The organism is Cupriavidus sp. GW822-FHT06G04 (genome assembly GCF_058799075.1).
In genome coordinates this window covers 346,637-371,401 of sequence record NZ_JBXALD010000006.1, presented here as the reverse complement: position 1 = coordinate 371,401, position 24,765 = coordinate 346,637, and the positions used below count along the sequence as shown (strand labels likewise).

Annotated in this window: 17 protein-coding genes and 1 pseudogene; 14 read left to right on the top strand and 4 right to left on the bottom strand. The window is 62.5% G+C overall.

Features of this window, described 5'->3' with window-relative positions:
* Positions 1–105: 105 nt before the first annotated feature.
* The gene (gene folD, locus AC1RKI_RS16375; protein WP_061959386.1) at positions 106–963 is read right to left on the bottom strand and encodes a bifunctional methylenetetrahydrofolate dehydrogenase/methenyltetrahydrofolate cyclohydrolase FolD; all 858 of its coding nucleotides are present in this window, start codon (positions 961–963) and stop codon (positions 106–108) included.
* Positions 964–1,105: 142 nt separating this feature from the next.
* On the opposite strand from folD, the gene AC1RKI_RS16370 reads away from it, so the two are divergent.
* The 7 genes from AC1RKI_RS16370 to AC1RKI_RS16340 all read left to right on the top strand — a co-directional run bounded on the left by AC1RKI_RS16370 (position 1,106) and on the right by AC1RKI_RS16340 (position 9,934).
* Positions 1,106–1,807, top strand: a complete 702-nt coding sequence (locus AC1RKI_RS16370; protein ID WP_492796243.1) for a hypothetical protein — start codon at positions 1,106–1,108, stop codon at positions 1,805–1,807.
* Positions 1,808–2,164: 357 nt separating this feature from the next.
* Positions 2,165–2,386: a hypothetical protein gene (locus AC1RKI_RS16365; protein WP_492796245.1), complete on the top strand. Its 222-nt coding sequence runs from the start codon at positions 2,165–2,167 to the stop codon at positions 2,384–2,386.
* A gap of 13 nt (positions 2,387–2,399) precedes the next feature.
* Positions 2,400–3,338, top strand: a complete 939-nt coding sequence (locus AC1RKI_RS16360; RefSeq protein WP_492796247.1) for a lysophospholipid acyltransferase family protein — start codon at positions 2,400–2,402, stop codon at positions 3,336–3,338.
* Positions 3,339–3,340: 2 nt separating this feature from the next.
* Positions 3,341–5,452, top strand: a complete 2,112-nt coding sequence (locus tag AC1RKI_RS16355; RefSeq protein WP_492796248.1) for a peptidase domain-containing ABC transporter — start codon at positions 3,341–3,343, stop codon at positions 5,450–5,452.
* Positions 5,413–6,615 (top strand): efflux RND transporter periplasmic adaptor subunit, encoded by a 1,203-nt coding sequence (locus AC1RKI_RS16350; RefSeq protein WP_492919053.1) that lies wholly within the window; start codon positions 5,413–5,415, stop codon positions 6,613–6,615. Before AC1RKI_RS16355 ends, AC1RKI_RS16350 begins: the two co-directional genes overlap by 40 nt.
* The gene (locus tag AC1RKI_RS16345) at positions 6,612–8,561 is read left to right on the top strand and encodes a MacB family efflux pump subunit (protein ID WP_492796251.1); all 1,950 of its coding nucleotides are present in this window, start codon (positions 6,612–6,614) and stop codon (positions 8,559–8,561) included. The genes AC1RKI_RS16350 and AC1RKI_RS16345 overlap by 4 nt, the downstream gene beginning before the upstream one ends.
* A 5-nt stretch (positions 8,562–8,566) precedes the next feature.
* Positions 8,567–9,934 (top strand): efflux transporter outer membrane subunit, encoded by a 1,368-nt coding sequence (locus AC1RKI_RS16340; protein WP_492796253.1) that lies wholly within the window; start codon positions 8,567–8,569, stop codon positions 9,932–9,934.
* 42 nt (positions 9,935–9,976) lie between these two features.
* Here the strand turns inward: AC1RKI_RS16340 and AC1RKI_RS16335 are convergent, their stop codons facing one another.
* The gene (locus AC1RKI_RS16335) at positions 9,977–10,609 is read right to left on the bottom strand and encodes a response regulator transcription factor (protein WP_061960180.1); all 633 of its coding nucleotides are present in this window, start codon (positions 10,607–10,609) and stop codon (positions 9,977–9,979) included.
* 136 nt (positions 10,610–10,745) lie between these two features.
* Positions 10,746–13,340, bottom strand: a complete 2,595-nt coding sequence (locus AC1RKI_RS16330; RefSeq protein ID WP_150982400.1) for a PAS domain S-box protein — start codon at positions 13,338–13,340, stop codon at positions 10,746–10,748.
* Positions 13,341–13,775: 435 nt separating this feature from the next.
* On the opposite strand from AC1RKI_RS16330, the gene aceE reads away from it, so the two are divergent.
* From aceE to lpdA, 4 genes and pseudogenes are all read left to right on the top strand, one after another.
* Entirely contained in the window at positions 13,776–16,463 is a 2,688-nt protein-coding gene (gene aceE, locus AC1RKI_RS16325) for a pyruvate dehydrogenase (acetyl-transferring), homodimeric type (RefSeq protein ID WP_492796255.1), read from the top strand.
* 194 nt (positions 16,464–16,657) lie between these two features.
* Positions 16,658–18,332, top strand: a pseudogene (gene aceF / locus AC1RKI_RS16320) (dihydrolipoyllysine-residue acetyltransferase).
* A gap of 160 nt (positions 18,333–18,492) precedes the next feature.
* Positions 18,493–19,116: an Ntn hydrolase family protein gene (locus AC1RKI_RS16315; RefSeq protein ID WP_061960286.1), complete on the top strand. Its 624-nt coding sequence runs from the start codon at positions 18,493–18,495 to the stop codon at positions 19,114–19,116.
* 39 nt (positions 19,117–19,155) lie between these two features.
* Positions 19,156–20,937: a dihydrolipoyl dehydrogenase gene (lpdA, locus tag AC1RKI_RS16310; protein WP_222156416.1), complete on the top strand. Its 1,782-nt coding sequence runs from the start codon at positions 19,156–19,158 to the stop codon at positions 20,935–20,937.
* Positions 20,938–21,222: 285 nt separating this feature from the next.
* Here the strand turns inward: lpdA and phaP1 are convergent, their stop codons facing one another.
* A complete protein-coding gene (gene phaP1 / locus AC1RKI_RS16305; RefSeq protein WP_061959678.1) occupies positions 21,223–21,801 on the bottom strand; it encodes a TIGR01841 family phasin PhaP1 in 579 nt (192 codons plus the stop codon).
* 471 nt (positions 21,802–22,272) lie between these two features.
* Between phaP1 and AC1RKI_RS16300 the strand changes: the two genes are divergently transcribed.
* The 3 genes from AC1RKI_RS16300 to AC1RKI_RS16290 all read left to right on the top strand — a co-directional run bounded on the left by AC1RKI_RS16300 (position 22,273) and on the right by AC1RKI_RS16290 (position 24,517).
* Entirely contained in the window at positions 22,273–23,214 is a 942-nt protein-coding gene (locus AC1RKI_RS16300) for a histone deacetylase family protein (RefSeq protein ID WP_492796258.1), read from the top strand.
* Between the two features lie 136 nt (positions 23,215–23,350).
* Positions 23,351–23,797: an acyl-CoA thioesterase gene (locus AC1RKI_RS16295; protein ID WP_061959676.1), complete on the top strand. Its 447-nt coding sequence runs from the start codon at positions 23,351–23,353 to the stop codon at positions 23,795–23,797.
* Positions 23,798–23,821: 24 nt separating this feature from the next.
* The gene (locus AC1RKI_RS16290; protein ID WP_492796260.1) at positions 23,822–24,517 is read left to right on the top strand and encodes a nitroreductase; all 696 of its coding nucleotides are present in this window, start codon (positions 23,822–23,824) and stop codon (positions 24,515–24,517) included.
* Positions 24,518–24,765 lie beyond the last annotated feature (248 nt).

The following is a 24,765-nucleotide window of genomic DNA, read 5'->3' as shown; positions in this document are numbered from 1 at the left end:
ACGGAACGCGCGCGGCACGATTTCCTGTGCAAGATGAGGCCTTCGCGGCCAAATATCCAGTACGACTTTGCTGTGTGGCGCCCTTAGGCGCCATCGGTACCTTCCTCAGGCCAGGCCAGCCTTGCGCTCGGCCGCTTCCAGCGTGTTGATCAGCAGCATCGTGATCGTCATGGGGCCGACGCCACCTGGTACCGGCGTGATGTAGCCGGCCACCTCGCGCACGCCGGCAAAGTCCACGTCGCCGCACAGCTTGCCGGCATCGTCGCGGTTCATGCCGACGTCGATGACCACGGCGCCGGGCTTGACCATGTCGGCCGTGATGATGTTGCGGCGGCCCACCGCGGCGACGACCACATCGGCGTCGCGCGTGTGGGCGCTGAGGTCACGCGTTTTGCTATTGCAGATCGTGACGGTGGCGCCGGCCTGCAGCAGCAGCATCGCCATCGGCTTGCCGACGATATTCGACGCGCCGACCACCACCGCGCGGGCGCCGCGCAGCGGGTACTGGATCGACTCCAGCATCTTCATGCAACCGTAGGGTGTGCAGGGGCGGAACAGCGGCGCTCCGGTCATCAGCGCACCGGCATTGGCCACGTGGAAACCGTCGACGTCCTTTTCCGGTGCGATCGCTTCCAGCACCTTGTGGCTGTCGATGTGCTTCGGCAGGGGTAACTGCACCAGAATGCCGTGGATCTTCGGATCGTTGTTCAGGGCGTCGATCCGGGCCAGCAGATCGGCCTCGGACAGGTCGGCCGGATAGCGGTCGAGCGACGAGTGGAACCCGTTGTCCTCACATGCCTTGACCTTGTTGCGAACATAAACCTGGCTGGCGGGATCCTCGCCAACGAGCACCACGGCCAGCCCAGGCTGATGGCCAGCGGCGGTCAGTCGGGTGGCGCGGTGCGCAGCTTCGGCGCGGATTTGTTTGGCAAGGGCGTTACCGTCGATCAGTTGAGCGGGCATGGGATGTCTTGAGGGGGCCGGGGGAGCGGGCGCGCGACACTGGCGTGTGCGCGCAAAAGAGCGATTATAAAGCGTTGCCGCGGTCGAAATCGGCTTGATGGCGTGCAAGCCCGGCTGGCGCGGCGGCTGCTAGCATCCGCTCATGCAAATCGAAGAATCTTCAATTCGCGCATTGTTGGCCACCTGGCCATTGCCGACACTGGCCGTCGGCATGCTTGCATGGGCGCTGGCGCAACGCCCATGGCGCCTGTTGCAGCGCGAAGCAGCGCTCCAGCATGTCTGGCTCGGCACGATACTGGCGCTGAGCCTGCTGTGGTCGATGCGGGCGACGGTGGGGGACGGCATCGTCTTGCAATGGATGGGCGCCACACTGGCGGTGACGATGTTTGGACTGCCGCTGGCCATGGTGTCGCTCGCCATCGTCGATGTGGCCTCGCTGCTCGGGCTCGCGTACCTGTCCGGGCAGCACTGGCTGGCCATCGACTGGGTATCGCTGGCGCCGCGCTTTGTCTGGATGGCACTGGTGCCTGGCGTTGCCACCGCAGGCGTGCAGGCGCTGATTCGGCGCTGGTTACCGCATCACCTCTTCGTGTTCATCCTAGGACACGGGTACTTCGCCGCGCTGCTGGCCGCAATGGTGACGCGCGGCGCGATGATCGGCTGGGCGTTGTGGACGAGAGAGCTACAAAACGCCGGCCTGACGATCGGCGATCAACTGACCGGCGGACTCATCGTTGCGTTCGGCGAGGCTTTCTTGACCGGGATGCTGGTGGCAATTGCAGTGGTGTATCGACCACACTGGGTTGTGACTTTTGACGCAGACGATTATCTGAAAAGTACCTGATTGAGAAATCGGATCGCCATCCGTCGAATCGTTTAAGCGATTTGCTATTCTCGCATTTTCATCGGTTGTCTTAATATTCGTCCTGTCCCGATGCAAATGTGTCAAGGAAGTCGGGCTTAGGTGGCGTAGGCCGATTAGCGCGTTCGGCGACGTCATTTTCCATTCGCGCAAAAAGGTAATACGATGATCCAAAAAAGTGGTATCCAGAAGCTGAATCCGAAACAAGCCCGTAAGGTGACGGGTGGACATACTGAATACAACAACTACGAAGCCTGCCGCCGCGTATACGCGGAGTGCAAGCAAAACAAGAAGGGCTACTGGACTGGCGACGGTCACAAGTAAATCGTAATCTGGCAAGTGACCAAGGCGACCGATTATTCGGTCGCTTTTTTATTTGGATCTTTTGCGGCGCATTGTTTCGGGATTGTCGCATTTGAGCGAATTGTGATTATGCTGGCCGAGCGATTTGCTACTTTAAGGCCATGGTGCAGGATCGCGGTGCATGCGGAAATGAAATGCATGCAGCCCGTCGTGGCGATGAACAGTGCGATCTTGATTTTCTTGGTGAGCTGGAATTAAGGCGATCGTCAATATGGATTTGTCGACCTATTTTGCACTGGCGCGTGCCGGCGCTGCGGCGGCATTGCGCACGCCTGTGCAGGGGATTTCCCTCCATTTGAAGGCGACGCTATGGAAACTATTGTCCACGCCCACCGCTGTCCGGCTCAGCCGGCTGCCATTTCGCGTCGGCCAGGAAGCGAGGCGTGACAGGGTGCGCGGGCGCACCTGGGTGCGCCATCTTGAGCGCACACTCAATACGCGCACCACGGCCCGATACGACCAGTTGGTCAGGCAACGCATCGTTCTGGAATCGGCGTTGTATCACACCGAGCCGCGCATGATTGAAATGATGCGCACCTGTGCGGCGAAACTCTCCCACTGCAGGACGCGAATGATTGGGCGGGGCGAAACGCCAATTTTCGCACCGCTGCATTTTTGCTCGGATATGGTGGCGGCCACCGTGGCGGCCATGACCGAGCCGTACCGCAGCCATGTATTTTCGATTTACAAGGAAGGATATTTTGGCGCGGCCGAGCAGGCGCAGTGCGAACGAACCGGTATTGCGGAATTCGTGCAGCATCACCCCGATGATCCGCCGTCGCATTTTCGTTCGATGTTGCGGGACCTGCGCTCGCATTGCGCCAATGTAGTGATTTTCCCGGACATTCTTCCGCAGTTCACGAATGGCTATCTTGGGCGCACTATGCGAACCCGGGACGTCCTTTTGTTCGGTCGACCCGCCAGGCTACATTCGGGCGCGGAGGAATTGGCGCGAATGGCAAGGGCGAAGCTGGTGCCTTTCTATATCTACTGGCTTGAAGGGAAACTCGAAATTCGCATTTTCGAACCCTGTGCCAACGGCGACGAGGTGGCCCGCTGTATCGAGCGTGCGCTCCGCGAGCGCGGCGATCAATGGCTGCTCTGGCATTTTCCCTCGTTGTTCTACTTCAACGACGGGAGTACCCAATAATCATGTCAATGTGGAATTCTTCGCAAACGCTGCGCGGCCTGTACGATATCGAGCCGACTTATCAGGGCGAAATATCGGAATGTGGCGTGGCGTGTGTCGCCATGCTGCTGCAGGCGCTGGGTATTGAATCCAGTCTCGCAGACGTGCGCAAGCGGTGCGGGGCGTCATTGCTCGGCATGTCGCTGGTGGACCTCGTCGAGGCGCTGGAATCCTACGATGTGGCTTCGGATCCGGTGCGGTTCGATCCAGAGGCGCTAGTGGAGTTACCGCTGCCGGCCATTCTGCATGTGCGCGGAAATCACTTTGTGCTGGTGATGCGCGCCGCGGGAGACCTGTTTCAAGTGTTCGACCCTGCGGTTGGCGTCCATTTGCTGCATCGCGGCGTACTCGCAGGGGTGGCAACCGGCTATGCGCTGATCCTCGGGGAAGACGAACGGCCGCGGCCGCGGGCGCGAAATAGCGGACAACGGCCAAGCCGCATGCGCCTGGCGCAAGCCGGAGGCATCCCCCTGGTCAGCCTGATGCTAATTTCCGGCGCGCTGTCGTTCATGACGCCGCTGTTCGTCGGAACATTTGTCGACAGACTGCTGAATCCTGGCGGCATGCACGCCTACTGGTCGATCGGCTGCGCGTTTCTGGCAGCGGTGCTCGGTGCATTTGCATTCGAGCGGTTCTGTGGCCGGACATTGAATCGCCATTGCGCCAGCGTCGGCATGCTGGCATTGGATCGCGCATTTTCGCGGCTGATCGATAATCGTCTCGGCTACTTTTCGCGGCGCACGCCGGGCGATCTGGTTGAAAGGTTCTCTGCCTATGGCGACGCGGCAATTGCCCGCGTCCGGCTAGGCAACACCATGTTTTGCGCGGTGCTGGTTGCCATCGTCGCCATCTTGGCGATGGCGTGGCTGCAACCGTGGCTCGCGATTATCAGCATGGTCGGTATTGCCATTTCGGGCCTGATTACGCAGCGCTACGGCCAGCATGCGCAAAGCCTGCGCATGGATGCGGAAGTGGTGGCAGGCAACCAGCGGCAATTCATGCTGGAGACAATTCAAGGTATTCACGCATGGAAATCGGCCCTGGGCACGCGTCGCCGGGCGCAGGCCTTCGCCGACCATGGTTGCGCGACGATCCAGACCTGGCGCCGCCAAGCGGATCTCGGTGTCCGCCAGCAGACTGCGTACAAGTTATTGGGCAATGTGGAACTGCTGGTGATGCTGGGTGTCGCCGCAAATGCGATGCTTCATGGCGAATTGTCTTTCGGCGCCTTCTATGCATTTACGTTTTTGCGGCAGATTGCATTTGCGTCGGCTACCGCGGGCTATGGCGCCTGGGTGGGTGCGCGGTCGAATCGCGTGGCCGAAGCGCGTGCGCAAGACATGTTTGAGCAGGAGCGCGATGTGTATCCCGACGAGCAGCAAGGGCTAGAGCAATCGCTGCAATTCGACCAGTTGAATTTCCGGCATCCGGGCAGTCCCCTCGCGCTCGAGGATATTTGCTTGTCGATCCGGCCTGGCGAAAGGATCGCCTTGATTGGTGAATCCGGTTCGGGAAAGACCACGCTTCTGTCGCTGCTGGCCGGCATGGAAACGCCATCGTCGGGCGCTCTACGAATCGACGGGGAATGGACCGATCGTTGGGAACGACTGCGGCGCTACTGCCATCTGCAGACGTCTTCGGACATTCTGTTCACCGGCACGCTGCTGGAAAATATTTCGATGTTCGCGCCGAATCCCGATCGCGCCTGTTGTCAGAAACTGGTCGATGCAGTCGGCATGGGCCAGCGGGTTGCCGCGTTGCCGGGCGGTATCGATACGTTATTGACCGACGCGACGGCATCGCTTTCCGCCGGCGAACGGCAGCGCATCATGGTGGCGCGTGCGCTTTATGCACGCCGGTCCGTGAGTATTTTCGACGAGCCGACTGCAAACCTCGACGCCGACAGTGCGCTCGCGGTGATCGACGCCATCACGCGCCACGCGCACGCGGCCATCGTCGTGACGCATGACCGGTCCCATCTGCATTTGTTTGACGCGGTGTATGAACTGCGAGACGGGCGTCTTCATCGTTTTGGATGTGCGGTGGAAACCGAGTCTATCGAGGCACTGTCATGAAATCGCGCAGATCGAAAAGAGTGGGTTGGTCCCTCGCTTTCGCGGCCACCGTCGCGCTAGCCGCCGGATTCTGGTTTCACGGTCGCCCTGAAGCTGCGCCGCCGCATACCGTGGCGGTATCGCGTGGTGATATCGAGGAAGTCGTGCTCGCATCCGGCACGTTGACGCCGATTCGTCAGGTCAATGTCGGCGCCCAAGTGAATGGACAATTGAAAACGCTGAAAGTCCAGCTTGGCGACCGGGTCAAGAAGGGTGACTTGCTGGCCGAGATCGATCCGGTTTTGCAGCAGAATGAAGTGAGTCAGGCAGAAGCTTCCCTGAAGAACGCGGCCGCCCAAAAGGCCGCGCAGGTAGCGCAATTGCGACAGTATCAACTGACGCTTCAGCGCGAAAAAGCACTGCGGGAAGACGATGCGAATGCGCCCGCCGACGTGGAATTGGCGCAGAGCCAGGTGGATACCACGCGGGCGAATATCGATGCGCTCGATGCCCAGTTGCGACAGGCGCGAGCGTCGGTGGAAACGGCCCGCGCCAATCTTGCGTATACCCGTATCGTGGCGCCAATGGATGGGCAGGTTATTGCTGTAGTCACGCAGGAAGGACAAACCGTGGTATCGGCCCAATCGGCGCCGACGATTTTGGTGCTCGCCGATCTGGACCATATGCTGGTCAAGGCCAGAATATCGGAAGCCGATGTCGTGCGCGTGCGCGCCGGGCAGGACGCGTGGTTTTCCATCCTTGGCGCGCCGCAACGCAAGTTTCACGCGAAATTGCGCAGTGTCGAGCCGGCGCCGCCCATTTCGTCGCTGTCGCAGGATCCCACTCAGAATCAGCCTGCCGCAAGCGCCATTTATTACGACGGCCTGCTTGAAGTAGCCAATGACGATGGCACGCTAAAACCGTCCATGACGGCACAGGTGTCGATTGTGCTCGGACGCGCCGCCAATACGCTGTTGCTGCCGGCAGCCGCCGTGGACGGACCGGACCAGAATGGAAAGTATGCGGTCGCGGTGGCTCAGAACGGCGGTCGGAAAATCGATCGGCGGGAAATTCAGGTCGGATTGAGCGATCACGTTTCCGTGCAAATCGTGCGTGGCCTGAACGAAGGCGAGCAGGTAGTGCTGGGTGCCAACTCGCCCGACGACACGGAGTCCGCATCATGACTTCTGCACTGCTCGAGCTGCGGGGCGTTTCCCGGATCTATATGAATGGCCGGGAGAACTCGACCGTGCTGCATGGGATCGATTTGACCATCCGTGCCGGCGAGATGGTGGCCATTGTGGGGCGATCCGGTTCTGGGAAATCCACTTTGCTCAATATCCTGGGATGCCTCGATCGGCCGACCGACGGGCAATATCGCATCGCCGGACAAGACACGAGGGGTTTGGATCCCGATACGCTCGCCAGGCTGCGTCGCGAATACTTCGGTTTTATTTTCCAGCGCTATGATTTGCTGCAGCATCTGACCGCCATTGAAAACGTGGAGATGCCCGCGCTCTACACCGGAATCGACAAGGCCACGCGGCAGCGACGCGCCCTCGGCCTCCTGGCGCGATTTGGACTGGCTCACCGCGTCGATTATCGGCCGGCGCAATTGTCCGGCGGACAGCAGCAACGTGTTGGTATTGCGCGCGCTCTGATTAACGGGGGCGCGGTGATTCTCGCGGACGAACCGACCGGTGCGCTGGATCGCGCCAGTCACGACGAGGTTTTGAAACACCTGCGCAATTTGCATCGTGATGGGCATACGGTCGTTATCGTTACGCATGACCCAGAGGTGGCGGCCTGTTCGGACCGGATTATCGAGATCGAGGACGGACGGATTGTTGCCGATCGTCGCAGCACCGCAGCCGAAAGCCGCGGCGTTGCGTCGCCGCCAGCAGACTACGCTGACAGCCGCCGCGGCCAATGGTCGCTGGAAAGCCTGAAGACATCGCTGGTGATGGCTTGGCACGCCATGGCCAGTCACCGTATGCGAACCGCGCTGACAATGCTTGGCATCGTTATCGGGATTGCGTCGGTGATCGCCGTGACGGGGTTGGGACAAGGGGCCAAGCAGCGCGTGGTGGCAGATCTCAATGCGCTGGGCACTCATACTGTTGACATCTATCCCGGAAACGGGCGCGGTGACGAAAGCCCCGAAGCGATGCGTGCGCTGCGCGAGCCGGACCTGTCGGTCCTGTCCGCGCAGCCCTATATCGACAGTATCAGTCCGGTTATCCATGGCACCGGCGTGGCGATTTACGGCAACCTGAAACTCGCCGTGGCGACAGTGGGCGTCAATCAGGCTTTCTTTCGCGCATCCAATACCGCGATGGCGGCGGGCGTGGCATTTTCCGCCGACGACATCGCGCGCCGCGCGCAGGTGGCCGTCATCGACGAGAATCTGCGCCGCCGCGTGTTCGGAGCCGATCGTGACGCGCTCGGTGAAATCATTCTGATTGGCCGCGTGCCGTTCCGCATTATTGGCGTGACCGCGGCGCGCAAATCGCTGCTCGGTAATAGCCAGTCGCTTAACGTGTGGATTCCCTACACCACGCAGAAATCCCATCTGATGCCGCAGGACCATTTCAGCAGCATCAAGCTGCGCATGAAATCCAACAGCAAGACTTGGCAAATGGCGGACGTGGAAAAGGTGCTGAGCAAGCATCACGGCCGCAAGGATTTTTTCGTTTCGACAAATGAAAGTCTCATTCAGAGCGTCGAGCGGACAGCAACCACGCTGACCATGATGGTCTCGGCGATTGCCGTGGTTTCGCTGATCGTGGGCGGGGTAGGGGTCATGAATATCATGCTGGTGTCGGTCAGCGAGCGCACGCGCGAGATCGGTATTCGCATGGCCGTGGGCGCGCGGCAAGCCGACATTCGCCAGCAGTTTCTGATCGAGGCGATTTTGATTTGCCTGGTAGGCGGATTACTCGGCGTGGCGCTTGCCTGGTCGATCGGAACTGTGCTGGGGTGGTTTCAGGACACCATTGCGATGCGACTGTCGCCGCTGGTGGTGTGCGGGGCATGCCTGACCGCGGCCCTGACCGGCGTTGGCTTTGGCTTTGTGCCTGCGCGCAATGCATCGAAGCTCGATCCCGTATCGGCATTGGCAAGAGGGTGAATGCGATGCGCAAGACTTTGCTTTGTCTGTCCGTGGCCAGCCTGCTGGGCGGCTGCGGCGCCTTGCTGGAAACGCCGTACGAGCGCCCGGCGATTGCATTGCCCGATAGCTGGGATGCGCAGCGCGGCCCTGCTGCGGCGGTTGCGTCGCAGACCGACCGCTGGTGGGAAGTGTTTGGCGATCAGCAGCTCGATCGACTGGTCGAGCGGGTGCTGGAGCGCAACGCCGATCTGGCCGCAGCAGCGATCCGCCTGCAGGCCGCACGGCTTCAGGCCGGTCTGGCGCAAACCAATCTGACGCCCGATTTCAGTGCCGGCGGAAATGGGTCAGTGAGCAAGAATCTCGGCCATGGATCGCCAAGCCAGCGCACTTACGGCACGAGCCTGAACATCGCCTACGAACTGGATCTTTGGGGGAAACTGGCGCGCACGCGCGACGCCGCCACGTGGGCCGCGCAGGCAACGGCGTTCGATCTCGAAAGCACCGAACTTTCCCTGATCGGGACAACCGCTGCCACTTACTGGAGCATTGCCGAGCTCAATGCGAAGCTTGCCGATGCCCAGGCGGATGTCAGCGACGCCAGGCGTGTCGAGGCATTGGTGCTGTCAAGATATCGGGCCGGCGCCGACGGCATGGCGGAACTGGCGCTGGCGCGCCGCACCGTGGCCACCAACCAGGCCAATTACGAAGGTCTTCTGCAACAGCGGGAAACCCAGCGCAAGGCATTAGCGATATTGCTTAACGATGTGTTGCCGAGCGCGGAAATCGAAGACTTTGTGCTGCCCGATGTCCCGTTGCCCGACGTGCGTCCCGGACTGCCGGCAAGCGTGCTGGCGCAGCGTCCCGACGTCGCCGCGGCCGAGGCGCGCATCCGGAACAGCCTGGCGACCCATGACGCGAAGAAGGCGAGCTTCTTTCCGACGCTCTCGTTGACGGGCTCGTTGGGGACCAGCAGCCGTGATCTCGGCCAGGTGCTGACCAATCCGATCGGGACGCTTGGCGCGGGCCTGGCGCTGCCATTCCTGCAGTGGAATACGGTCAGGCTGAATGTCGGGATTTCGCGCACCGACTACGAAGCGTCGGTGGTCGCGTATCGCAAGACGCTTTACCAGGCCTTTGCCGAAGTGGACGAAGCGCTGTCGATGCGCGAAAGCCTCGCGCGCGAAGGTGACCAGCTTGCGCTGGCGATGGAGCAGGCCAAAAAAGCCGAGGCAATCAGCGCCGCGCGTTACCGGGTCGGCAAGAGCAATATCCGGTTCTGGCTTGATGATCAGCAAACACTTCGGCAGGTGCGGGCGTCCGTCGTCAGCAATCGGCTGAGCCGCCTGCGCGCCCAGATGACGCTGTATCAGGCACTGGGCGGGGCGGCGTGAGGCGGGTATGACCGGGGCCGGCGCAGTGGCGCCGGTCGCCGGTCAGCTGTTGCGCGACAGGGCCAGTCGCAGCAGATCCGCCACGGTATTGACGTTGAGCTTTTCCATGATGTTGGCGCGATGCGCTTCCACGGTCTTGATCGAAATGCCCAGATCGTCGGCGATCTGCTTGTTCAGGCGACCAGCCACGATGCGCTCGAGCACCTGCTGTTCGCGCGTGGTCAGCTTGCCCAGCAAGTCCTTGGCGGCGCGTTGTTCGCGCGCGGCGGAATGATCGGTCCGGGCCTTCTGCAGCATCCGTTCGACCAATGCGCGAAGTTCCGATTCATCGAACGGTTTTTCGATGAAATCGATCGCGCCGCGTTTCATCGTCGAAACTGCCATCGGCACGTCGCCGTGACCGGTGATGAACACGATAGGGATGTCGATGTTCTCAGCGATCATGCGCTCCTGCAGTTCCGGGCCGCTCATGCCCGGCATGCGCACGTCGAGGATCAGGCACGACACGTGGCCTGCGTCGTAAGCGGACAGGAACTGCTCGGCGCTGTTGAAGCTACGCACCTGGTAGCCGTTGCCCTCAAGCAGCCAGGTCAGCGAGTCGCGCATCGCTTCGTCGTCGTCGACGATATAGACGGTCTCGCCACGGTGCGGCGTTGGGCTGGGCGTTGCGGTCATGAAGTCTCCTGGGGCAAAGTCGTTTGCAACGAAGTGTAACTGCATGCGCCGGCGCGCAACACCCCTGGCGGACGATCCGGGCGGCCTCCCGATGCCCCGCGGCAGAGGGACGCCCGTCAAGCCAGAGATGCGCCCGTTACTGTTCGGGAAGCGCGGGCTGCAGCGGCAGCGTGATTTTAAACGTACAACCGATGCCGTCCGCATTGTTTTCGACCCACAGACGGCCCTGATGCGATTCGATGATCGACCGGCAGATATTCAGGCCCATGCCCATGCCGTCCGACTTGGTGCTGAAAAACGGTTCGAACAGGCGCTCCTTGGTGGCTTCGTCCACCCCCGGGCCCTGGTCGATGACGTCGATGCAGACGCACTGGCCGAACTCGACGTTCTCGACGCGGGCGTGCAGCCGCACCACGCCCGCCGCCCGCAGCGCCGGCAGGCCGGCCATGGCCTCGACGGCATTCTTGAGCAGATTCACCAGCACCTGTTCGATCAGCACCGGGTCGACGTAGAGCATCAGCGGCGGCGAGGGCAGGCGGGTCAGGATCGTCACGCGGCGGCGCGTGGCTTCCAGATCGGCCAGACCCACCGCGTCGGCCACGATGTCGTGCAGCGCGGCTTCGCGCCGTTGCGGCTGGCTGCGTTTCACGAAACCGCGGATCCGGCTGATGATGGTGCCGGCGCGCACTGCTTGCGCCGAAGTCTTTTCCAGCACCGGAATCAGGTCTTCCGGCGTGCTGCGGCCCGAATGCAGGCGCGCCACGGCGCCCATGCAGTAATTGTTGATCGCGGCCAGCGGCTGGTTCAGCTCGTGGGCCAGCGACGACGCCATCTCGCCCATGGTGGTCAGGCGGCTGGTGAACTGCAGCCGCTCCTCGTGCTGGCGCGCCATTTCCTCGGCGGCCTTGCGCACCGTGATGTCAGTGGCGATCTGCATCTGCGCCAGATGGCCGTCCACCCACTGGATATAGCGGCGGCGCACTTCGAACCACTTCTGCATGTCGGGCACGAACACTTCGCGCGCGTCGGACGCATACGGCATCAGCTCGGAGGCGGGCAGTCCGGCGTACGCATCGACGAAATCCGTGTTGTCGCTGGACATCTGGTCCTTGTCGAAATCGTCGCCGGCCAGCTTCAGATGGCCCTCGGCCTCCCAGCCGAATAACTGGCGGTAATAGCGATTGGCGAACAGCAGTTCGGCCTTGTCGGTGGCCAGCACCGAAACCGCCGCGTCGAGGCTCTCCAGGACCGTCGTGAAGCGATCGTGGGCGGCCGCCAGCTCCTCGCGCGCGCGTTTGGGCTCGGTGATGTCGGTCATCGAGCTCATCCAGCCCGTATGTCGGCCGCGGCTGTCGACCAGCGGCGAGACGTACATGCGAGCAAAGAAGCTGCTGCCATCGCGCCGCATTACGCGCATTTCGTATCCCGTGGCCGGCGATTTGCCCTGCAGCGTGAGGTCGATCTGCTTCTGCATCTCCTGCTGGTCATTGGGTGGCCAGTAGGGGAAGGGCGGCTTGCGGCCCACCAGTTCGGCTTCGGTCCAGCCCGTCATGCGGCAGAACGCCGGATTCACGTAGGTGATGCGGCCGTTCAGATCGAGCGCCCGCAAGCCGATCAGCATCGAGTTTTCCATGGCGCGCCGGAATGACGTCTCGGCCAGCAGCGCGCGCTGCGCCTCGGACCGGCGGCTGGTATGGCGCCACATGCTCCACAGGCTCCACAGCAGGAAGCAGGACAGTCCCACTACCAGCCACAGCAGCATGTTGTTCGGCAGGTTCGACGGCGGCGGATAGGCATCGGCACGCAGCGACAGCGAATGACCCGGCGGATCGAGCAGGACTTCGTACGACAGCGCATTGCCCGGCACCGGCCGCACCGAAGTGCTGGCGCGCGTCTGGTTGTTCTTGTCGATCAGCGAGAAGCGATAGCGCTCGGTCAGCTCGGGCGGTAGCAGATGCGTGAGGATGCCGTTGATCGAGTAGAGTGCGCCCAGCGTGCCCAGGAACTCGTTGTCGCGCACGATCGGCACTTCCATCAGCATGAAGCTGTCGCCGCGGTCGTTCATCAACGGACGCGAATAGACCACGCGCTGCGTTTCGCGCGCGGCGTCGAAGGTGTCGAGAACTTCCGGCTCCAGCGGCTGGTCCACCGTTTCCCGCAGGCGGCTGGCGAACTCGGAGGTCGAGGGCAGCGACCAGCGGCCGCGCTTGGTCGCGTCCAGCCAGTTGATAAAGACGATCTCGGGGTTCTCGCGCAAGATTTCCTGCGCGGCGGTGCGGTAGGCGCCCTGGTCGAGTTGGGCCGCCGCGATGTCGCGCGCCAGCGACGCCATCTGGTCCTGGTTGCTGAGCAGCGACAGGCGTACGCGCTGCTGCGCCCACGCGGCGTCGCGGTACAGCGCGTCGCGCTGCTGCTGGCGTTCGGTTTCGTGCAACGACCAGAGGATCACGCCCATGGCCACCGTGAACAGCACGATCGCCACCAGCGGGATGAACATGAACCAGCTTGTCGCCACCAGATTGCGCCAGCGCATGATCCAGAGGCGGCGCGGCGCCGGCGCCAGCGGCTCCATGGCGTCGTGCTGATCGCCGTCGTCGCTGTGGACGTCGGCATGGCCGGCACGCGCGACACCGGGCGCCACGCCGTGCGGGGCGTCACTGACAGTGCCGGCAGAGTTCGGTGGCAGGATGGCCGTGCGCAGGCCGGAGAGGATTCGTTCGAAGAACTGCATAGGGGATTGACGACTGACCGGCCAGTGTATCGACTTTATTGCGGTGCGTCGCTTGGGGAAAGCGCCTACTCATCACAGGAAAAACCTTAAATCGACGACCCCCTGGATGGGCGCGCGCTGCCGGTTTCTGGTGCGGTGCCGCAATATTTCACATTATAAGAAAGCAGTTCGTAATCTGAAAATTTCGCTTGTCAGCCGTTGCTGTGCTTCCATAGAATCGCTTCGACCGAATAATGCGGGCGGGCGCCATGCGCTTGTCGAGCCGAGGATCCCGGGCAGCGCGACCCGACTTGAAAGATCCCGGCGACGGCCAGAGTACCGATGCCAGGACCAGGCCACCACGCTCCGCCGCGACGTCAGAACCGTCAGACCGGCCGACCGATATCCGCCATACCGTGGCGGCCGCCGGGGCAGGAATTTACCCAGGAGACAGTCATGTCCGCTGTACCAGAGCAGATCCTCGGCGCCAGCAGCGCCAACGACGCAGATCCCCAGGAAACGCATGAATGGCTGGATGCCCTCCAGGGCGTCCTGAATGCCGAGGGCGTCGATCGCGCCGCCTTCCTGATCGACAAGCAGATCGAATATGCGCGCGTGAATGGCGTCACGCAGCCGTTCCACGCCGAAACCCCGTACATCAACACGATTCCGGTCGAGCAGCAGGCCCGTATTCCGGGCGACCAGGATATCGAGCATCGCATCCGCTCGTACACGCGCTGGAACGCGATGGCGATGGTGCTGCGCGCCAACAAGCACACCAATGTGGGCGGCCATATCTCGTCGTTCGCGTCGGCCGCCACGCTCTATGACGTCGGCTACAACCACTTCTGGCGCGCCCCGTCCGAGCAGAGCGGCGGCGATCTCGTGTTCGTGCAGGGTCATTCGGCGCCGGGCGTCTACTCGCGCGCCTTCCTGCTGGGTCGCCTGACGACAGAGCAACTCGACAACTTCCGTCAGGAAGTCGACGGCAAGGGTATCTCGTCGTATCCGCACCCGTGGCTGATGCCCGATTTCTGGCAGTTCCCGACCGTGTCGATGGGCCTGGGTCCGATCATGGCGATCTACCAGGCGCGCTTCATGAAGTACCTGAGCAGCCGCGGCCTGGTCAACGCCGGCGACCGCAAGGTGTGGGCCTTCCTGGGCGATGGCGAGACCGACGAGCCGGAATCGCTGGGCGCGATCGGCATGGCCGGCCGCGAGAAGCTGGACAACCTGGTCTTCGTGATCAACTGCAACCTGCAGCGCCTGGACGGTCCGGTGCGCGGCAACGGCAAGATCATCCAGGAGCTGGAATCGGAATTCCGTGGTTCGGGCTGGAACGTGATCAAGGTGGTGTGGGGCAGCCGCTGGGACCAACTGCTGGCGCGCGACACCAAGGGCCTGCTGATGAAGCGCATGATGGAATGCGTGGACGGCGAGTACCAGACCTTCAAGGCCAAGGACGGCGCCTACGTGCGCGAGCACTTCTTCAATACGCCGGAGCTCAAGGCCATGGTGGCCGACTGGTCCGACGACGACATCTGGCGCCTGAACCGCGGCGGCCATGATCCGCACAAGGTCTACGCGGCCTACAAGGCGGCCAGCGAGCACAAGGGCCAGCCCACGCTGATCCTGGCCAAGACCATCAAGGGCTATGGCATGGGCGATGCCGGCCAGGCCATGAACGTGGCCCACCAGCAGAAGAAGATGCCGGTGGACGCCATCCGCGCATTCCGCGACCAGTTCAACATCCCGGTGCCGGATGACAAGCTGGAAGAAGTCCCGTACCTGACGTTCGAGGAAGGTTCGAAGGAACTGGAATACATGCGCCAGGCGCGCATGAACCTGGGCGGCTACCTGCCGGCCCGCCGCCAGAAGGCCGAGGCGCTGAAGGTGCCCGAGCTGTCGGCGTTCGAGGCGCTGCTCAAGGCCACCGGCGAAGGCCGCGAAGTGTCCACCACGATGGCCTTCGTGCGGATCCTGAACACGCTGCTCAAGGACAAGCAGATCGGCAAGCACGTAGTGCCCATCGTGCCGGACGAGTCGCGCACGTTCGGCATGGAAGGCTTGTTCCGCCAGGTAGGCATCTGGAACCAGGAAGGCCAGAAGTACGTGCCGGAAGACCATGATCAGCTGATGTTCTACAAGGAATCGCAGACTGGTCAGGTTTTGCAGGAAGGCATCAACGAAGCCGGCGCCATGTGCGACTGGATCGCCGCGGCCACGTCGTATTCGACGCACGGCGTGCAGATGATCCCGTTCTACATCTACTACTCGATGTTCGGCATCCAGCGTATCGGCGACCTTTGCTGGGCCGCTGCCGACATGCGCTCGCGCGGCTTCCTGCTGGGCGGCACCTCGGGCCGCACCACGCTCAATGGCGAAGGCCTGCAGCACGAAGACGGTCATTCGCACGTGTTCCACGCCGCGATCCCGAATTGCATCTCGTACGATCCGACGTTCCAGTACGAACTGGCCGTGATCATGCAGGATGGTCTGCGCCGCATGTATGCCGAACAGGAGGACGTGTACTACTACCTGACGGTGATGAACGAAAACTACGAGCATCCGGAAATGCCGGCTGGCGTGGAAAAGGACATCGTCAAGGGCATGTACCAGTTCCGCAAGGGCGTGGAAAACAGCAATGCGCCGCGCGTGCAACTGCTGGGTTCGGGCACGATCTTCCGTGAAGTCATCGCCGCGGCAGACATGCTGAAGAAGGACTGGGGCGTGGAATCGGACATCTGGGGCTGCCCGAGCTTTACCGAGCTGGCGCGCGAAGGCCACGACACCGAGCGCTACAACCTGCTGCATCCGACCGAAACGCCGCGTGAATCGTTTGTGGCCCAGAAGCTCAAGGGCGTGCGCGGTCCGGTGATCGCCTCGACCGATTACGTGCGCGCCTTCGCCGAACAGATTCGTCCGTTCGTGCCGCGCCGCTACGTGGTGCTGGGCACCGACGGCTTCGGCCGCTCGGACACCCGCGAGAAGCTGCGCCACTTCTTCGAAGTGGACCGCAACTGGGTCACCGTCGCCGCACTGAAGGCGCTGGCCGACGAAGGCGCGATCGGTCGCGAGAAGGTGGCCGAGGCTATCAAGAAGTACAACCTCGATCCGAACAAGCCGAACCCGATGTCGGTCTGATTCCCGGACTTGCACGACTGAACCCCCGCAGCGCGGCACCCCGCCGCGCCGCGGCTTGCCCCCGGCTGGCCGGCGGGCGGGCCGCGGCCACGGTGGTGCGCGGCAGCGTGACAGACGCAGGAGGCGAGAGTAACCTCGCCCAGTGCATTTGTCGTAACTGACCCAAAGTGCCGGCTGCCCAGGAGAGACACTGAATGAGTCAAGCGATTGAAATCAAGGTGCCGGATATCGGCGACTACGACGCCGTTCCCGTCATCGAGGTGCATGTGAAGCCCGGGCGACCAGATCAACGCGGAAGACGCGCTGGTGACGCTGGAATCGGACAAGGCCACCATGGACGTGCCGTCGCCGCAGGCCGGCACGGTCAAGGAAGTCCGCATCAAGGTGGGCGACAACGTCAAGGAAGGCTCGGTGCTGGTGATGCTGGAACCCGCCGGCGCCGCCGCGCCTGCTCCCGCACCGGCACCCGCCGCGGCGCCGTCCCCCGCGCCGTCGGCAGCGCCTGCTCCCGCGCCAGCCGCCGCGCCTGCGCCTGCGCCTGTCGCCGCACCGGCCGGCGGTGGCGGCACCGTCGAGGTAAAGGTGCCCGATATCGGCGACTACGACGCCGTTCCCGTCATCGAGGTGCATGTGAAGCCGGGCGACCAGATCAACGCGGAAGACGCGCTGGTGACGCTGGAATCGGACAAGGCCACCATGGACGTGCCGTCGCCACAGGCTGGCACGGTCAAGGAAGTGAAGGTCAAGGTTGGCGACAACGTGTCGCAAGGCACGCTGATCCTGGTGCTGGAAGCCGCGGGCGCCGCGGCTGCCGCTGCGCCCGCCGCATCGGCTCCGGCCCCGGCACCCGCGGCCGCCGCACCCGCTGCTGCGCCGGCACCTGCTGCTGCCCCGGCACCTGCTCCCGCATCCGCCCCCGCTGCCGCACCGGTGCAGGGCGCGACCGGCAAGGCCGCGCACGCCAGCCCGTCGGTGCGCAAGTTCGCGCGCGAGCTGGGCGTCGATGTTTCGCGCGTGCCGGGCACCGGTCCGAAGGGCCGCATCACGCAGGAAGACGTCCAGAACTTCGTCAAGGGTGTGATGAGCGGCCAGAGCGCTGCGCCTGCTGCCGCTGCTGCTGGCGGCTCGGGCGTCGGCCTCGATCTGCTGCCGTGGCCGAAGGTGGATTTCACGCGCTTTGGCGAAGTGGAATCGAAGCCGCTGTCGCGTATCAAGAAGATTTCCGGCGCGAACCTGCATCGCAACTGGGTCATGATCCCGCACGTCACGAACTGCGACGAAGCGGACATCACCGAACTGGAAGCCTTCCGCGTTCAACTGAACAAGGAGAACGAAAAGGCCGGCATCAAGGTCACGATGCTTGCGTTCATGATCAAGGCCACGGTTGCGGCGCTGAAGAAGTTCCCGAACTTCAATGCATCGCTCGACGGTGACAACCTCGTGCTGAAGAAGTACTTCAACATCGGCTTCGCCGCCGACACGCCGAACGGTCTGGTTGTGCCGGTGATCAAGGACGCCGACAAGAAGGGCGTGCTCGAGATCAGCCAGGAAATGGGTGAACTGGCCAAGCTGGCGCGCGACGGCAAGCTCAAGCCGGACCAGATGCAGGGCGGCTGCTTCTCGATCTCGTCGCTGGGCGGGATCGGCGGCACGTATTTCACGCCGATCATCAACGCGCCGGAAGTAGCCATCATGGGCGTGTGCAAGTCGTACATGAAGCCGGTGTGGGACGGCAAGCAGTTTGCGCCGCGCCTGACGCTGCCGCTGTCGCTGTCGTGGGATCACCGCGTGATCGACGGCGCCGAAGCCGCGCGCTTCAATACGTACTTTGCCGCGTTGCTGGCAGATTTCCGCCGCATCCTGCTGTAACGGTCGCCGGAAGATGAATCTGGCGCCGCAGCGCGGCTCCGGCCGATGCGTGAATCGCCCGGTGGCCGCGTGCCAGTCCGGCGTCAGGCTTCATCTGCAAGCAACCGCAACGCACGTCGGCGACGCCGGCGTGCGAACTGCCGAGTAAAAGGGGCGAGCCATGACTACCTGCGTTGTCGTCAGAAAGGGTGACGAGGTGGCGATCGCGGCCGATGCGCTGGTGACGTTCGGCGATACGCGCCTGTCGCGTGCCTACGAGCGCAACCAGAAAGTGTTTCCGGTCGGCGACAGCTACGTCGCGCTGGCCGGCACCACCGCGCATTTTCCGGTCATGCGCGCGCTGCTGTCGGGCATGGGTGAAGAATGCCGGCTGCATACGCGCGACGACGTGTTCCGGACCTTTCTCAAGGTGCATGAGAAGCTCAAGAACGAGTACTACATCAACACGAAGGAAGACGAGGACGATCCGTACGAGTCGTCGCAGATCGTTTGCCTGATCGCCAATCCTGGCGGCATTTTTGGCGTCTATTCCTATCGCGAAGTGTTTTCGTTCGACCGCTTCTGGGGCATTGGCTCGGGTCGCAACTACGCGCTGGGCGCCATGCATGCCGTGTACGACCGGCCGGACCTCGATGCCGCCGCGATCGCGCGGATCGGCGTCGATGCCGGCATCGAGTTCGACAAGAGTTCGGCCGGGCCGATCGACGTGCATGCGATGGCGCTTGAGACGATTCAGACGCAGCCGCCCGCTGGCGTGGCAACCAACAACGACGGCGCGGCCTGACCCCGAGGCGGGCAGGGCGCGCATCCCAGGAGGAAAAGCATGAGTGTGATCGAAGTCAAGGTGCCGGACATCGGCGATTTCGACGCGGTGGAAGTGATCGAAGTGCTGGTCAAGGCTGGCGACACGGTCGAGGAAGAGCAGTCGCTGATCGTGCTGGAAAGTGACAAGGCCAGCATGGAAGTGCCCTCGTCGTCGGCGGGCAAGGTCGTGGAAGTCAAGGTCAAGGTGGGCGACAAGGTGGCCAAGGGCACCGTGATCTGCACCGTCGAAGGCGGCGCGGCCGCAGCGCCGGCGCCTGCTCCCGCGGCGGCTCCGGCTCCGGCTCCGTCCGCATCGGCCCCGGCACCGTCCGCAGCACCGGCGGCTGCCAAGCACAGCGGCAGCGCCGATATTCAGTGCGACATGCTCGTGCTCGGCGCGGGCCCCGGCGGTTATTCGGCCGCATTCCGTGCCGCCGACCTCGGCATGAACACCGTGTTGGTGGAACGCTACGGCACGCTCGGCGGTGTTTGCCTGAACGTGGGATGCATCCCGTCGAAGGCGCTGCTGCACAACGCTGCCGTGATCGACGAGGCCAAGGCGCTGGCCGCGCACGGCATCCTGTTTGGCGAAGCCAAGATCGATCTGGACGGCCTGCGCCACTACAAGGAAAGCGTGGTCAACAAGCTGACCGGCGGCCTGGCGGGCATGGCCAAGGCGCGCAAGGTGCAGGTGGTGCGCGGTATCGGCACGTTCCTGGATCCGAATCACCTCGAAGTGCAGGAAACCGAAGGCGACGGCAAAGCCACCAATGGCAAGAAGACCGTGATTCGCTTCGAGAAGGCGATCATCGCGGCCGGCAGCCAGGCTGTGAAGCTGCCGTTCATCCCGGAAGATCCGCGCATTTTCGATTCGACCGGCGCGCTGGAACTGCGCGACATCCCGAACAAGATGCTGGTGATCGGCGGCGGCATCATCGGCCTGGAAATGGCCACCGTGTACAGCACGCTGGGCGCGCGCATCGACGTGGTGGAAATGCTCGATGGCCTGATGCAGGGCGCCGACCGCGACCTCGTCAAGGTCTGGGACAAGATGAACAAGCAGCGTTTCGATAACGTGATGCTGAAGACCAAAACGGTTGGCGTGGAAGCCAAACCGGATGGCATCTACGTCAAGTTCGAAGGCGAGGGCGCGCCGGCCGAGGCCGTGCGTTACGACGCGGTGCTGGTGTCGGTCGGTCGTTCGCCGAACGGCAAGAAGATCGGTGCCGAGAAGGCCGGCGTGGCTGTGACCGACCGCGGCTTTATCGACGTCGACAAGCAAATGCGCACCAATGTGCCGCACATTTTTGCGATCGGCGATATCGTCGGACAGCCGATGCTGGCCCACAAGGCCGTGCACGAAGCGCACGTGGCCGCCGAGGCCGCGCATGGCGAGAAGGCGTACTTCGACGTAAAGCAGATTCCGTCGGTGGCCTATACCGATCCGGAAGTGGCATGGGCCGGCTTGACCGAGGAACAGTGCAAGGCGCAGGGCATCAAGTACGGCAAGGGCGTATTCCCGTGGGCTGCGTCGGGCCGTGCGATTGCCAATGGCCGTGACGAAGGATTTACCAAGCTGATCTTCGATGAGGAAACGCACCGGATCATCGGCGGCGGAATCGTCGGCACCCATGCGGGCGACCTGATCAGCGAGGTGTGCCTGGCCATCGAGATGGGCGCCGACGCGGTGGACATCGGCAAGACGATTCACCCGCATCCGACGCTGGGCGAATCGATTGGCATGGCCGCAGAAATCTACGAAGGTGTCTGCACCGACGTGCCGCCACCGCGCAAACGCTGATCTTCCGCGCTACGCAGACCCGCCACCCGGCGGGTTTTTGTTACCCAATTTATTCAATTAACCGCCAAGCGGTGGGGCGCAACAGAACGCGGGCAAAAAAACGCCCGGCCTCTGCTGAGCAGAGCCGGGCCTGAACGATACCTTTTGGAATCGGTACCGAGGAGACATCGGTACAGGGCGATCGCGCGAAGACGTGATCATTGCCGCCGTTGGCGAAACGTCCAGGGCAGGGCGCTTTGCCAACGGGCCGGCCGGAGCCGGCGCGTTGGATGCTGGCGTTAAAGCTTAGGCGGCAGCGGCCGACTTCTTGGCCGCGGTGCGGGCCGTGGCGCTGGCTTGCTGGGCAGCCTTGCTGGCGGCAGAGGCAGCGGCCTGGAAGTTGGTCTCGGCCATTTCCACGGCTTGCTTGGTGGCCTTCTGGACCGACTCGTAGGCGTTGTTGGCTGCCGAGATCGCCGACTTCACGATGGCGACGGTCGATTCCGAACCGGCCGGCGCATTCTTGGCGAAGTTGTCGACCAGGGCTTGCACGTTCTTGCTGCCTTCGGCCAGTTGGGCTTCGGCCACCTTGGTGAATTCGCTTTGGGTTTCCGAAGCGATTTCATACAGGTGACGCGTGTAGGCCAGCGTCTTTTCGGCGACAGGCTGAACGAGGGATGCCTGGATGGCCAGCAGCTCCTGGGCATCCTTGGCGGACAGCGCCTTCTTGGCGTTGTCGACGTTTTCGGCAAACGTAGCCTTGACCACTTGCAGGTTCAGCTCAACCAGCTTTTCGACGCCTTCGAAGGCTTTCGAGGTCAGACCGAACAGGGTCTCGAGGTTGGCTTTTTGCGCGGCTGCAACTTGTTCCGGGGTCAGGATCATTGCTGGTCTCCAGTGGTGAACTTCAAGGTCTAGCTAGGTGAAATTAAGCCGCCCAGATGTCAAAGCCATGACTTCAAATGTCCTGGCCAGCCCGAGCGTAGGTCTTGTTTGTCGGCGTTTTCCGGTGGCCCTGAGTCAGGTCCAAACCTTTGGTGCGCCGCAACAATTCCAATTCTAAGAGAACTGCGAAGCGTGTCAAGCGTATTTTGTGCATTGCACAAAAAATAGCGCCACATATCGGCCTACAAGCGCAGCACCATCCACGTAAGTCGCCATGGGCAAGGGTTTTTCCCTAGAAAATTCTGTGGTGCGATGCGAGAAACGTGTGCATTTTCGGGGCTTTGCGGCACCGCACGGCCTGCGGTGCTACCATCGCTGACTGTCCGGTCGGGCAATGATGCGCGTGCATCACGCGCTGGCCGAGGCCATACGCCGCACGCCGGCCGCAATCGCGACCCCAACGCTTTTCGCATGTTTGCCTTCTACGCCGACCATTTCGTCCTGCCGCTCCCACCTGGCCATCGGTTTCCCATGCGCAAGTACAGCATGCTGCGCGATGCGGTGATGCGCGACGTGCCGGGGCTGCATTTGCACGAAGCGCCGCGCGCCGATGACGACGCCCTGCGGCTCGCGCACACCGAGGCCTATATCCGCGAGGTTTCCTCGGGGCAGCTCGATGCGGCGCGCCAGCGCGAGATCGGATTTCCCTGGTCGTCTGAAATGGTGGAGCGCTCGCGCCGTTCCGCCGGCGCGACGATTGCCGCGTGCCGCACGGCGCTGGAGCAGGGTATCGCCGTCAATCTGGCCGGCGGAACGCATCACGCCTATGCCGACAAGGGCGGCGGGTTTTGCGTATTCAACGACGCCGCCGTGGCGGCCCGCGTGTTGCAGCGCGACGGCCGCGTGAGCCGTGTCGCGGTCATCGACCTCGATGTGCATCAGGGCAACGGCACTGCGTCGATCCTGGCGGGCGACGAAACGATCTTCACGCTGTCGTTGCATGGCGAGAAAAACTATCCGTTCCGCAAGGAAGCCAGCGACCTCGACGTCGGCCTGCCCGACGGGTGCGACGACGCAACCTATCTCGATGCGCTCGCGCGGGCGCTTGACACGCTCGACGCACGCTTCGCGCCGGATCTGCTGATCTACCTTGCGGGAGCCGATCCGCATGAAGGCGACAGGCTTGGTCGGCTGCGTCTGACCATGGCGGGCCTGGCGCAGCGCGACACCATGGTGTTTGATTTCGCGCTGTCGCGCCGCCTTCCGATCGCCGTGGCGATGGCCGGCGGATATGGCAACGAGATCGAAAACACCGTGGCGGTGCATGCGCAGACGGTCATGCTGGCCGCGCGCTATCACGAACGCTATCGCCTGTTGCAGATTTCCGCAGTTGCAGACGCGTCGGCATCATGATCATGAAATTGTTGCCGACATCGCAAAAAATTTGGAACCTTGCGGCGTTTCGTGCGCTCATACCGACCTCGCATGTGGCTGACGCAGCGCCGCTCCCTTCGCAGTCGTTCATTGACGTCCCACCGATCCACCCTCGATGAAGCCCGAACCCGATCGCCGCGGTGCTTACGCGCACTTCCAACCCATCACGACGCGTTGGATGGATAACGATGTCTATGGCCACGTGAACAACGTTGTCTACTACAGTTATTTTGATACGGTGGTTAACACGTACCTGATTCGCGAAGGCGTGCTGGATATCGATACGGGCACGACGATCGGGCTGGTGATCGAGACGCAGTGCAACTATTTCTCGTCGCTGAGCTTTCCGGACACGGTCGTGGCCGGTTTGCGTGTGGCAAAGCTCGGCAATTCCAGCGTGCGCTATGAAGTGGGCCTGTTTCGCAACGACGACGACGTGGCCGCAGCGCAGGGACACTTCGTGCACGTGTACGTGGATCGGCAGACGCGCCGCCCCGTGGCGTTGCCGCCGGCATTGCGGCAGGCCTTGCAGGCGCTGGTCGTGGACCGGCCGGAACGATGAAGAATATCTAGGAGACCGCAAAGCATGTCGAATCCCGGTGACGCAGCGATTGTTGATCGCGCCATCACGACACGTCGTTCGATTCGCGCATTTCTCGATACACCGGTATCGCGCGAGATCGTCGAAGAGATTCTCGGCGTGGCCAGCCGCGCGCCGTCGGGTACCAACACGCAGCCGTGGCACGTGTATGTGCTGTCCGGCGATGCCAAGGCGCGGTTCTGCGCCGATGTGCTGGCGGCGTATGACGATCCGGAACGCGACTCCAAATATCGCGAGGAATATCCGTACTATCCGCGCGAATGGGTCGATCCGTATCTGGCGCGCCGCCGCAAGGTCGGTTGGGATTTGTACAGCCTGCTGGATATTCGTCGCGAGGACAAGGCGCGCATGCATGAGCAGCACGCGCGCAATTTCCGATTTTTCGATGCGCCGGTCGGGCTGATTTTCACGATCGACCGCATCATGGAGCAGGGTAGTTGGCTCGACTACGGCATGTTTTTGCAAAGCATCATGGTGGCGGCGCGTGCGCGCGGCCTCGATACGTGTCCGCAGGCGGCCTTCACGCAATTTCACAGGATTATTGGCAGTCACCTCAAGTTGACAGAGCAGGAAATGGTCGTCTGTGGCATGTCGCTTGGCTACGCCGATCCGGAAGCCACGGCAAATCAATTGACGACGGAACGTGAACCGGTAAGCGGGTTCGCGCGTTTTCTCTCCTGATTTGCCCTGACTGTTATCAGGAATCGACCAGTTCGACCGTTATCGACGTATAGACGAATGAAGTAAGCGCAACTGCTGTGACCGATTGCTCACTCGCGCTTGATGCGCGTCGGCCATTTGCAGGTTGCCCGAATGTTTTTAAGCTGGCGGATAAATGTCTTTTGCTTCTCTTTTTCCATGATGCGGAAATGTTTGCGATTCAAACTTTAAAGAGCTGCTGTAAGTCATTAATCTTGCTAAGAATTTCG

Coding starts and splice junctions, on each gene's coding strand:
- AC1RKI_RS16345 (WP_492796251.1), top strand. CDS start 6,612: ATGACTTCTGCACTGCTCGAGCTGCGGGGCGTTTCCCGGATCTATATG.
- AC1RKI_RS16330 (WP_150982400.1), bottom strand. CDS start 13,340: ATGCAGTTCTTCGAACGAATCCTCTCCGGCCTGCGCACGGCCATCCTG.
- AC1RKI_RS16335 (WP_061960180.1), bottom strand. CDS start 10,609: ATGACCGCAACGCCCAGCCCAACGCCGCACCGTGGCGAGACCGTCTAT.
- AC1RKI_RS16300 (WP_492796258.1), top strand. CDS start 22,273: ATGTTTGCCTTCTACGCCGACCATTTCGTCCTGCCGCTCCCACCTGGC.
- AC1RKI_RS16340 (WP_492796253.1), top strand. CDS start 8,567: ATGCGCAAGACTTTGCTTTGTCTGTCCGTGGCCAGCCTGCTGGGCGGC.
- AC1RKI_RS16350 (WP_492919053.1), top strand. CDS start 5,413: ATGTGCGGTGGAAACCGAGTCTATCGAGGCACTGTCATGAAATCGCGC.
- folD (WP_061959386.1), bottom strand. CDS start 963: ATGCCCGCTCAACTGATCGACGGTAACGCCCTTGCCAAACAAATCCGC.
- AC1RKI_RS16290 (WP_492796260.1), top strand. CDS start 23,822: ATGTCGAATCCCGGTGACGCAGCGATTGTTGATCGCGCCATCACGACA.
- aceE (WP_492796255.1), top strand. CDS start 13,776: ATGTCCGCTGTACCAGAGCAGATCCTCGGCGCCAGCAGCGCCAACGAC.
- AC1RKI_RS16315 (WP_061960286.1), top strand. CDS start 18,493: ATGACTACCTGCGTTGTCGTCAGAAAGGGTGACGAGGTGGCGATCGCG.
- AC1RKI_RS16295 (WP_061959676.1), top strand. CDS start 23,351: ATGAAGCCCGAACCCGATCGCCGCGGTGCTTACGCGCACTTCCAACCC.
- AC1RKI_RS16355 (WP_492796248.1), top strand. CDS start 3,341: ATGTCAATGTGGAATTCTTCGCAAACGCTGCGCGGCCTGTACGATATC.
- lpdA (WP_222156416.1), top strand. CDS start 19,156: ATGAGTGTGATCGAAGTCAAGGTGCCGGACATCGGCGATTTCGACGCG.
- AC1RKI_RS16360 (WP_492796247.1), top strand. CDS start 2,400: ATGGATTTGTCGACCTATTTTGCACTGGCGCGTGCCGGCGCTGCGGCG.
- AC1RKI_RS16370 (WP_492796243.1), top strand. CDS start 1,106: ATGCAAATCGAAGAATCTTCAATTCGCGCATTGTTGGCCACCTGGCCA.
- phaP1 (WP_061959678.1), bottom strand. CDS start 21,801: ATGATCCTGACCCCGGAACAAGTTGCAGCCGCGCAAAAAGCCAACCTC.